Raw genomic sequence first — 8,231 nt, forward strand, 5'->3', positions numbered from 1 at the left:
CCGCCCGACGGGCCCTCGCCGACGCGGGGCTGGAGCGCACGGCCATCGACGGCCTGGCCTCGGCCGGCCTGGGCACGCTGGCGCCGGTGGAGGTGGCGGAGTACCTGGGCCTGCGGCCCACCTGGGTGGACTCCACCTCGGTCGGCGGCTCGACCTGGGAGGTCATGGCGGCGCACGCGGCGGACGCGATCGCCGCCGGGCACGCGAACGTCGTGCTCCTCGTCTACGGCTCCACCGCCCGCGCGGACATCAGGGCGGGCCGCCGCACCGGCAACCTCTCCTTCGGGGCGCGCGGCCCCCTCCAGTTCGAGGTCCCGTACGGACACACCCTGATCGCCAAGTACGCCATGGCCGCGCGCCGCCACATGCACGAGTACGGCACGACCCTGGAGCAGTTGGCCTCCGTCGCCGTCCAGGCCCGCGCGAACGCGGCGGCCAACCCGGAGGCGATGTTCCGCACCCCGATCACCGTCTACGACGTCCTCTCCTCAGCGCCGATCGCCGACCCGTTCACGAAGCTCCACTGCTGCCTACGCTCCGACGGCGGCGCGGCGGTCCTGCTCGCGGCGGAGGAGTACGTACGGGACTGCCGGCCGGCGACCCCCGTCTGGATCCTCGGCACCGGCGAGTACGCCTCCCACACGACCATGTCCGAGTGGCCCGACTTCACGGTCTCCCCGGCGGCGGTCAGCGGCCGCCTGGCCTTCGAACGAGCCGGCGTGCGCCCCGCCGAGATCGACTTCGCCGAGATCTACGACGCCTTCACCTACATGACTCTCGTGACCCTGGAGGATCTCGGCTTCTGCGCGAAGGGCGAGGGCGGGGCCTTCGTCGAGAAGAACCGCCTCACCCTCACCGGCGACCTCCCCGTCAACACCGACGGCGGCGGCCTCTCCGCCCAACACCCCGGCATGCGCGGCCTCTTCCTCCTCGTCGAAGCCGTACGCCAACTACGCGGCGAGGCGGGCGACCGCCAGATCCGGGCCGCCGACGGCCACCTGCCCCGCCTGGCGGTCGCCTCGGGCACGGGTGGCTGGTTCTGCTCCTCGGGGACGGTCGTGCTGGGGCGAGGGTGAGGGCCCCAGTCACCCGTTCGGGCGAATCAGGCCTGATCAGAGCCCCTCACCTAATGCTTGCATTAGGCGGGCCGCTGGGCTCCCGGTGCGATCCGAGGCGGAGAAGCGGGCCGACATGAACCGCCTCCTCGCCGAGATCCGCGCCTACAAGCTCGCCGCCTTCACGGTCGGCTGACGTCGGCCGTTCCGCGAGGCCCCGGCGTCTTCGCCCGGCGCCGGAATACGAGGCGGGACGGGAGCGCTGAACCGACTCGGCAGACGAAGGCGTCCCCGCAGCAGCCCCGGAGGAAGCGACATGGCACTGTCCCGCAAGGAGCGCGAGGAGTTTCTGGCCGAGGCGCACGTGGCCGCGTTGGCGGTGGACGCCGGGGAGGGGAGGGCACCGTTGACGGTGCCGATCTGGTACCAGTACGAACCCGGCGGCGACATCTGGGTCATGACCGGGCTGGACACCCGCAAGAACCGGCTGATCCAGGCCGCAGGCCGCTTCTCCCTGATGATCGACCGGCTCGAACCCACGATCCGCTACGTCTCCGTCGAGGGCCCCGTCACCGACACGTCCCCCGCCACCCTCGACGACCTCCGCGAGATCTCGGCCCGCTACCTCCCGGCCGAAAAGGTCGACGGCTACGTCGACTTCGCCTCGAAGAGCCACGGCGAACAGGTCATCATCCGTATGCGCCCCGAGAGGTGGGTCTCGTCCGACCTGGGCTCGGTGTGAGACCGTCCCACCCATGATCGAGCCCCCTTCCCAGCCGCGGCCCGCCTCCCCGGCCCCCGCCCGGCCGTCCGAGTTCGTGGAGGCCCTGCGCGGGCTGCGGGTCTGGGATCCGCAGGTCAGTGCCCTGCCGTTGTTCGATCCGGCCGCGGCCCCCGCCGACCCGGTGTCGCTCTTCGCCTCGTGGTTCGGGGAGGTCGTGGCGGCCGGGGAGGTGGAACCGCACACGATGTCGCTGGCCACGGCGGACACGGAGGGGCGGCCGGACGTCCGTACGGTGATGCTGCACGACGTGGACGCGCGGGGCTGGCACTTCGCCTCGCACGCCGGCAGCCGCAAGGGACGCCACCTCGCGGCCCGCCCCTACGCGTCCCTCGGCTTCTACTGGCCCCTCCTCGGCCGCCAGGTCCGGGTGCGGGGCCGGGTCACGGTCGAGCCCGCCGAGGTCGCCCACGCCGATCTGCATGCCCGCTCGACGGGTGCGCTGGCCGCCGCCCTCGTGGGCCGGCAGAGCGAAGTCCTCTCCTCCTACGAGGAGTTGGAGCGCGCCTCGGAGGCCGCCTGGACACGGGCCGAGCGGGAGCCGGACGTGGCCGTGCCCTCCTGGACGGCGTACGTCGTGGAACCGGACGAGGTGGAGTTCTTCCAGGGGGACGCGCGGCGACGCCACGTCCGACTGGACTACCGGCGGGAGGGCGGCGGTTGGGTCACCGGGCTGCTGTGGCCCTGACGAACATGGGGGAGATCCGGCAGACGTTCGACGGACGGTCCGGGCAGCAGTCGTGGGCGGTCAGTGGTCGTTCTCCAGGTGCAGCTTGAGGAGATCGATGCCGTAGTCGCCCCCGTTCGGCGTGCGGATGATGGTGTGGATGTGCTGCTGGGTGGGGGTGCCGCCGGGACCGCCCATGCCGCCACCACCGTTGTCGCTACTGCTGCTACTGCTACTGCTGCCGCTGCCGTCGGGGTTGTAGCCGAGCGGGGACTGGGCGTCGTACTCGATGAGGACGACCGGGCTGTGCACGCGGTAGTAGAAGGCCGAGTCGTCGTCGGTCTCGCCGATCCAGTAGAAGTACGTGTCGTCGAGGTGCTCCTCGACCTCCTTCATCTTCACGTCGGCGTGGGCGTCGGCCATGTTGCCGACGTAGACGCGGACGAGGGCGAGAAGCTTGTCGCGCTGGGCGTCGGTCCAGTCGGCGGCGGCGAGGCCCTGGTGGGCGAGCTTGAGGTTGTCCTGGCCGGCCCCGGCCTTCAGGTTGTCGCCGGCCTTGGACTCGGACGAGACGACCTTCTTACGCTGGGCGTCGGTGAGGGCGCGCAGGACGGTCAGACCGGCCTTGGTCTCCTTCTTGAACGTGGTGATCTTCTCGCCGTTGTACGTGGCGGAGGTCGGCTCGGAGCCCATGAAGGTCGGGGTCATCACGACCTGGTCGCCGAGGACGAAGTAGTTGATGGCCAGATGGTGGCCCTCGTACTGGAAGCCCCACGGCTCGCTGGTGGACGGCGTGCCCATGAACGTGAAGAAGTAGGCGCCCTCGGTGAGGGTGTCCCTGCCACCGCCGCTGTACTCACCGAGGAACGCGTTCAGCTTCATGATGTTGCGGGACTGGGTGAGCCCGTCGGCGGAGAGCGCCGCGCCGAGGAGCGCGTAGCCGAGTTCGCGCTGCTTCTCGGTCAGGTCGCCCATACGGGCGCCCTCGCGCTCGTAGCCGTCGACGTTGCTCCAGGCCAGCCACTCGTCGTCCTCCACGTCGAAGACGGAGGCCTTCTTCTCCGCGCTGGTCAGCCCGTCCAGGAAGGCCTGCGCCTTCTGGACCACCTTGTCGGTGGACACGTCGGTGGAATGGATGGAGTACAGATCGTCCACGACCTTGCCGTCCGTCGTGACCCCGACGAAGTCCGCGTACTTCACCGCGCCGGCGCCCGGCCCCATGCCGCCTCCGCCACCACCCGGGCCGCCGGAGGGCATGCCATTCGGGGCGGCCGAGGACGAGGACGAACTCGCCGTACCGGACGAGCCCGACGAACAGCCGGTCATCGTCGCCACGGCGGCGACACCGCCGGCCAGCAGCGCCTTGTTCATGAACCAGCGGCGGGTGCGCTGGGCTTCGGGGGTGCGGGGGCGGTGGCCGTGGGTGTGGGTGTGGGTGTGGTCGTGCGGGTGAGGGTGGGCGTGCGCGTTCTCAGTCATGCGCCCAAGGTCGAGGGCGGAGCTGAAGCGTTCCTGAAGTGCGGCTGTGAGCGGGCTGTGCCGGGGCCGGCGGACGCGGCCAGGCCTGGCCAGGCCCCGTCCGAACCGCGGGCCGCCGCCTCAGACGTTTCCCACACTCAGGCCATCTCCCACATTCAGGCCTTCTCCCGCGCCGAGGCCTTCTCCCAACCTGAGACCTTCTCCCACGCTCAGGCCTTCTCCCACACGGACACGTGCTTGGTGCTGTCGTTCGTGAACGGCTCCCCCTTCCACCCCGCCCAGCGGTCCCGCAGCCGCATCCCGGCCAGCCGGGCCATCAGATCCAGCTCGGCCGGCCAGACGTACCGGAACGGGATCGACCGGTACTCCGGCCGTCCCTCGACGACCACCATGTGGTGCGACCTCATGCCCTGCGTCGCCACGTCGTACGTGTCGAACCCCAGCCTCGTCGGGCCGACATGGAACGGCACCGTGTTCTGCCCCGGCGGCAGCCTCCGCAGGTCCGGCACCCCGACCTCGATCACGAAGCAGCCGCCGGGCACGAGATGCGCGGCGGCGTTGCGGAAGCAGTCCACCTGGGCGTCCTGCGTGAGCAGGTTGTTGATCGTGTTGAAGACGAGGTAGGCGACGGTGAAGCCGGGGCCGTCCACCCGGGTCGTGGCGAAGTCCCCGATGGTGACCCCGATGTCCGCGCCGCCCGGCTTGGCCCGCATCCGCTCCACCATGGCCCGCGACATGTCGATGCCGTGCACCGGCACACCGCGCCGGGCGAGCGGCAGGGCGATCCGTCCGGTCCCGACCCCGAACTCCAGCGCCCGAGCGTCCCCTCCGGGCCCGCCCGCGAGACCGGCGATCAGCTCCACGGCCGGGTCGACGGCCTCCGCACCGAACATGTTGGAGGAGGGGTCGTCGTAGCGCGCGGCGACGGCCTCGCCGAAGTAGCCGTCGGGGTCGTCGACGGCCTCGTACCCGCCCCCGAACGTGTTCTCGTCACCCGTGCTCATCAGATTCCTCCCGGCGTAGGGTCCGTGGCCAGCCGTGCGTGCAGGTGCGCGTCCCGGAAGGCGTCGTGGCGCCCCTCGTCGAACGCCGCCCCGCGCATGGTCCCCTCGTACGGGAACCCGCACAGCTCGGCGACACGGCAGGACGCGGCATGGCCGACGACATGGTCGAGTTCGAGCCGGTGGATGCCGAACTCGGCGAAGGCCCAGCGGGCGGCCAGGTCGAGGGCGCGGGTGGCGACCCGGCGGCCACGGGCCCCGGGCAGCACCCAGTAGCCGACGACGGCCCTCCGCATGAACGCGTCGATCCCGCTCAGCCCGACCTGCCCGAGCGTCACCCCGCTCTCCGCGTCCGTGACCCGGAAGGACACGGTCTTCCCCTCCGCGTCGGTCTCGGCCCGCTGCCGCAGGGATTCCCGGGCGCCTTCGAGACTCCCGTCCAGGGTCATGGGCGTGTTCCACCGCTGGAAGTCCGGATCGGAACGCCCCAGGAACCACGCCTCCACATCCGCGTCGGACTCGGCGTCCCAGGCGCACAGCCGCAGCCCGTGACCGTGCGGATCGGCGGACGGCCGGCGGGAAGGATCAGGTAACGGACCGGAGGATCGCTCATCAGTACGGTTCACGCCCCCATTGAAACGCGCGCCCCCTCACGAACGCGCGCGAAATACGGGCACCACGAAGCCCCCGCCCTCCCGGAAGACGACCTCCAGCCCCATCCCCATACGCAGTTCACCCTCCCCCTGCCCGCACTCCACGACCTCGGTCATCATCCGCGGCCCCTCGACAAGATCGACGACCGCGGGGACGTACGGCGTCCGCTCCCCGAAGGGCGGCAGGTCGTTGCGGTGGACGACGGACCAGGTGTAGAGCGTGGCACGCCCGGAGGCCTCCTCCCAGCGCACGTCCTCACTCCAGCAGTACGGGCAGAACTCGCGCGGATAGTGGTGGGCGCGCCCGCAGTCCGCGGCCCCGCAGCGCCGCAGGAGCAGCCGTCCGTCGGCGGCCGCGTCCCAGTACGTACGGGTGAACGCGTCGACCTCGGGCAGATCGAACCGCGCGGCGCCGGCACCACCCACTAGACCCACCCCATCAGAACAGCCCCAGCGCACTGTCGAAGGACCATGTCTGCCAGGACATCCCGAACAGCCCCACCACCGAGATGAGCGCCATCATCGAGTTCTGCCCCTGCTCGGCCCAGTCGTGGATCATCAGCACGAGGTAGAGGAGGTTGAGCACCAGCCCGCCCACGAGCGCGACCGGCGTGAGAACCCCGAGGATCAGCCCCAGCCCGAGGGCGAGTTCGGCGTAGACGACGACATAGCCCATGGTGCGCGGCCGAGGCTTGACGACCATGTCGAACCCGCTCCGCACCGCCCCCCACCGGTGCTTCTCCGCCACCCCCGCCGCCCACGCGATCCCGGCCCCCTCGGACCAGGCCTTCTTGTCCTTGTGCCGCCAACTCTCCAGCCACCACAGGCCGAGCCCGATACGAAGTACGGCCAGCCATTCGGCCCCAGAGAGCCAGATCGTGTCCATCGACGCCGCCCTTCCGCATCCGCGTGGGGTTTCTGACGGTACGTCAGTTCAGCGGATGGGGGATGGATGCGCAAGAGGCGCGGGCCGCCGCGGGAACGCCGGTCCGCCACCACATGCCGGCCGGTCAGGGGTGCAGCCCCAAGGGGTGCCCCCCTGACCGTCACCCCCGCGCCCCACCACCCCGCCCCCACATTCCAAGAGACCTACGCCACAGATCCCACCCACGCCTCCTACACCCGTGATCAATCCGCAACCAATTCCGGGCTTGACCGAGACCCAACAAGTGGGGGCGTGAATACGCTCGATCGCATGGCCGACTCCAGAGCTTCCGCGACTCCCGCCTCCGACCGCCCCGTCTACGTGATCGGTGGCGGCCCCGGGGGGCTGGCCGTCGCGTACGCGTTGCGGGCCCAGGGGGTACGGGCCGTGGTGCTGGAGAAGGCGGACGGGGTCGGGGCGTCCTGGCGACGGCACTACGACCGGCTGCACCTGCACACGACCCGGCGCCTGTCGGGCCTGCCCGGCCTGCCCATGCCGCGCCGCTTCGGCCGGTGGGTGTCGCGGGACAACGTGGTGCGCTACCTGGAGAAGTACACAGAGGTGCACCAACTGGAGATCGTGACCGGCGTCGAGGTGTCCCGTGTCGAGCGGAGCGCCGACGGCACCGGCTGGCTGCTGCACGCCACCGGCGGCCGCGAGCTGACCGGCGGCGCGGTCGTCGTCGCCACCGGCTACAACCACACGCCCCACATCCCCGACTGGTCCGGCCGCGACTCGTACACCGGCGAACTCGTGCACGCCTCCGAGTACCGCAACCCCGAGCCCTACGCCGGCCGTGACGTCCTCGTCGTCGGCATCGGCAACACCGGCGCCGAGATCGCCGTCGACCTCGTCGAGGGCGGGGCGGCGCGCGTCCGGCTCGCGGTGCGGACGGCCCCGCACATCGTGCGCCGCTCGACCGCCGGGTGGGCGGCCCAGTACACGGGCGTCGCCGTACGGCGGCTGCCGGTGGCCCTCGTGGACCGGCTCGCCAAGCCCATGGCGAAGCTCAGCGTGCCGGACCTGTCGGCGCACGGCCTGACCCGGCCCGACACCGGCCTCTACTCCCGGGTGAACGAGGGCTCCATTCCCGTGCAGGACGTCGGGCTCATCGACGCCGTACGGAAGGGCAAGGTCGAGATCGTCGGCTCGGTCGAGGGGTTCGAGGACGGCAAGGTCGCCCTCGGCGACGGCACCCGCATCGAGACCGACGCCGTGATCGCCGCCACCGGCTACCGGCGCGCCCTGGAAGGGCTCGTCGGACATCTCGACGTGCTCGACGAGCGCGGGAAGCCGGTCGTGCACGGGGCCCGCTCCCCCGAGAACGCCCCCGGCCTCTACTTCACCGGCTTCACCAACCCCATCAGCGGCATGTTCCGCGAACTCGCCCTCGACGCCGAGAAGATCGCCAAGACGGTCGCGAAGACGGGCGGGGTCGCCACCCGCGACGCGGTCACCGTACAGATCCGCGCCACGCACTGACGAACAACCGGGCGGCCCGGGCCACCGGGCCACCGGGCCACCGGGCCACCGGGCGATCCTGACCACCTGACCAGCCGGCCGCCGCCCGACCACTTGGCGACCTGCCGACCCCGCCCCCTGGGGACTGCGGCCAAACCCCAGGCGCAGGCGCAGGCCCAAGCCCCGGCTCGGCCCAGCCCCACCCCCGG

At 71.4% G+C, this 8,231-nt stretch carries 9 protein-coding genes; 4 read left to right on the forward strand and 5 right to left on the reverse strand.

What is annotated here, in order from left to right; all coding sequences use genetic code 11:
- The 3 genes from AWZ10_RS37870 to AWZ10_RS37880 all read left to right on the forward strand — a co-directional run.
- A partial coding sequence (locus tag AWZ10_RS37870; protein WP_060893279.1) for a thiolase C-terminal domain-containing protein occupies positions 1-1,076 on the forward strand: 1,076 nt, incomplete at its 5' end.
- Between the two features lie 295 nt (positions 1,077-1,371).
- The gene (locus AWZ10_RS37875; protein WP_037705384.1) at positions 1,372-1,797 is read left to right on the forward strand and encodes a pyridoxamine 5'-phosphate oxidase family protein; all 426 of its coding nucleotides are present in this window, start codon (positions 1,372-1,374) and stop codon (positions 1,795-1,797) included.
- A gap of 13 nt (positions 1,798-1,810) precedes the next feature.
- Positions 1,811-2,524 (forward strand): pyridoxine/pyridoxamine 5'-phosphate oxidase, encoded by a 714-nt coding sequence (locus AWZ10_RS37880; RefSeq protein ID WP_060893280.1) that lies wholly within the window; start codon positions 1,811-1,813, stop codon positions 2,522-2,524.
- 60 nt (positions 2,525-2,584) lie between these two features.
- Here AWZ10_RS37880 and AWZ10_RS37885 read toward each other — a convergent pair whose 3' ends face one another.
- The 5 genes from AWZ10_RS37885 to AWZ10_RS37905 form a co-directional block, all read right to left on the reverse strand.
- Complete coding sequence (locus AWZ10_RS37885; protein WP_244172689.1) at positions 2,585-3,982, reverse strand: DUF3500 domain-containing protein; 1,398 nt, start codon at positions 3,980-3,982, stop codon at positions 2,585-2,587.
- A gap of 209 nt (positions 3,983-4,191) precedes the next feature.
- Positions 4,192-4,986, reverse strand: coding sequence for a class I SAM-dependent DNA methyltransferase (locus tag AWZ10_RS37890; RefSeq protein WP_060893281.1), 795 nt, complete (start codon positions 4,984-4,986; stop codon positions 4,192-4,194).
- Positions 4,986-5,609 carry a GNAT family N-acetyltransferase gene (locus tag AWZ10_RS37895; RefSeq protein WP_060893282.1) on the reverse strand — a complete coding sequence of 208 codons (624 nt, stop codon included), beginning with the start codon at positions 5,607-5,609 and terminating at the stop codon, positions 4,986-4,988. Before AWZ10_RS37895 ends, AWZ10_RS37890 begins: the two co-directional genes overlap by 1 nt.
- A gap of 24 nt (positions 5,610-5,633) precedes the next feature.
- Complete coding sequence (locus AWZ10_RS37900) at positions 5,634-6,062, reverse strand: Zn-ribbon domain-containing OB-fold protein (protein ID WP_060893283.1); 429 nt, start codon at positions 6,060-6,062, stop codon at positions 5,634-5,636.
- A gap of 13 nt (positions 6,063-6,075) precedes the next feature.
- Positions 6,076-6,522 carry a hypothetical protein gene (locus AWZ10_RS37905; protein WP_060893284.1) on the reverse strand — a complete coding sequence of 149 codons (447 nt, stop codon included), beginning with the start codon at positions 6,520-6,522 and terminating at the stop codon, positions 6,076-6,078.
- Positions 6,523-6,831: 309 nt separating this feature from the next.
- Between AWZ10_RS37905 and AWZ10_RS37910 the strand changes: the two genes are divergently transcribed.
- On the forward strand, positions 6,832-8,043 hold the full coding sequence (locus AWZ10_RS37910) for a flavin-containing monooxygenase (protein WP_046709600.1): 1,212 nt from the start codon (positions 6,832-6,834) through the stop codon (positions 8,041-8,043).
- The last annotated feature ends 188 nt before the right edge of the window (positions 8,044-8,231 follow it).

Source organism: Streptomyces europaeiscabiei (genome assembly GCF_001550375.1).
GTDB classification, from domain to species: Bacteria; Actinomycetota; Actinomycetes; order Streptomycetales; family Streptomycetaceae; genus Streptomyces; species Streptomyces europaeiscabiei.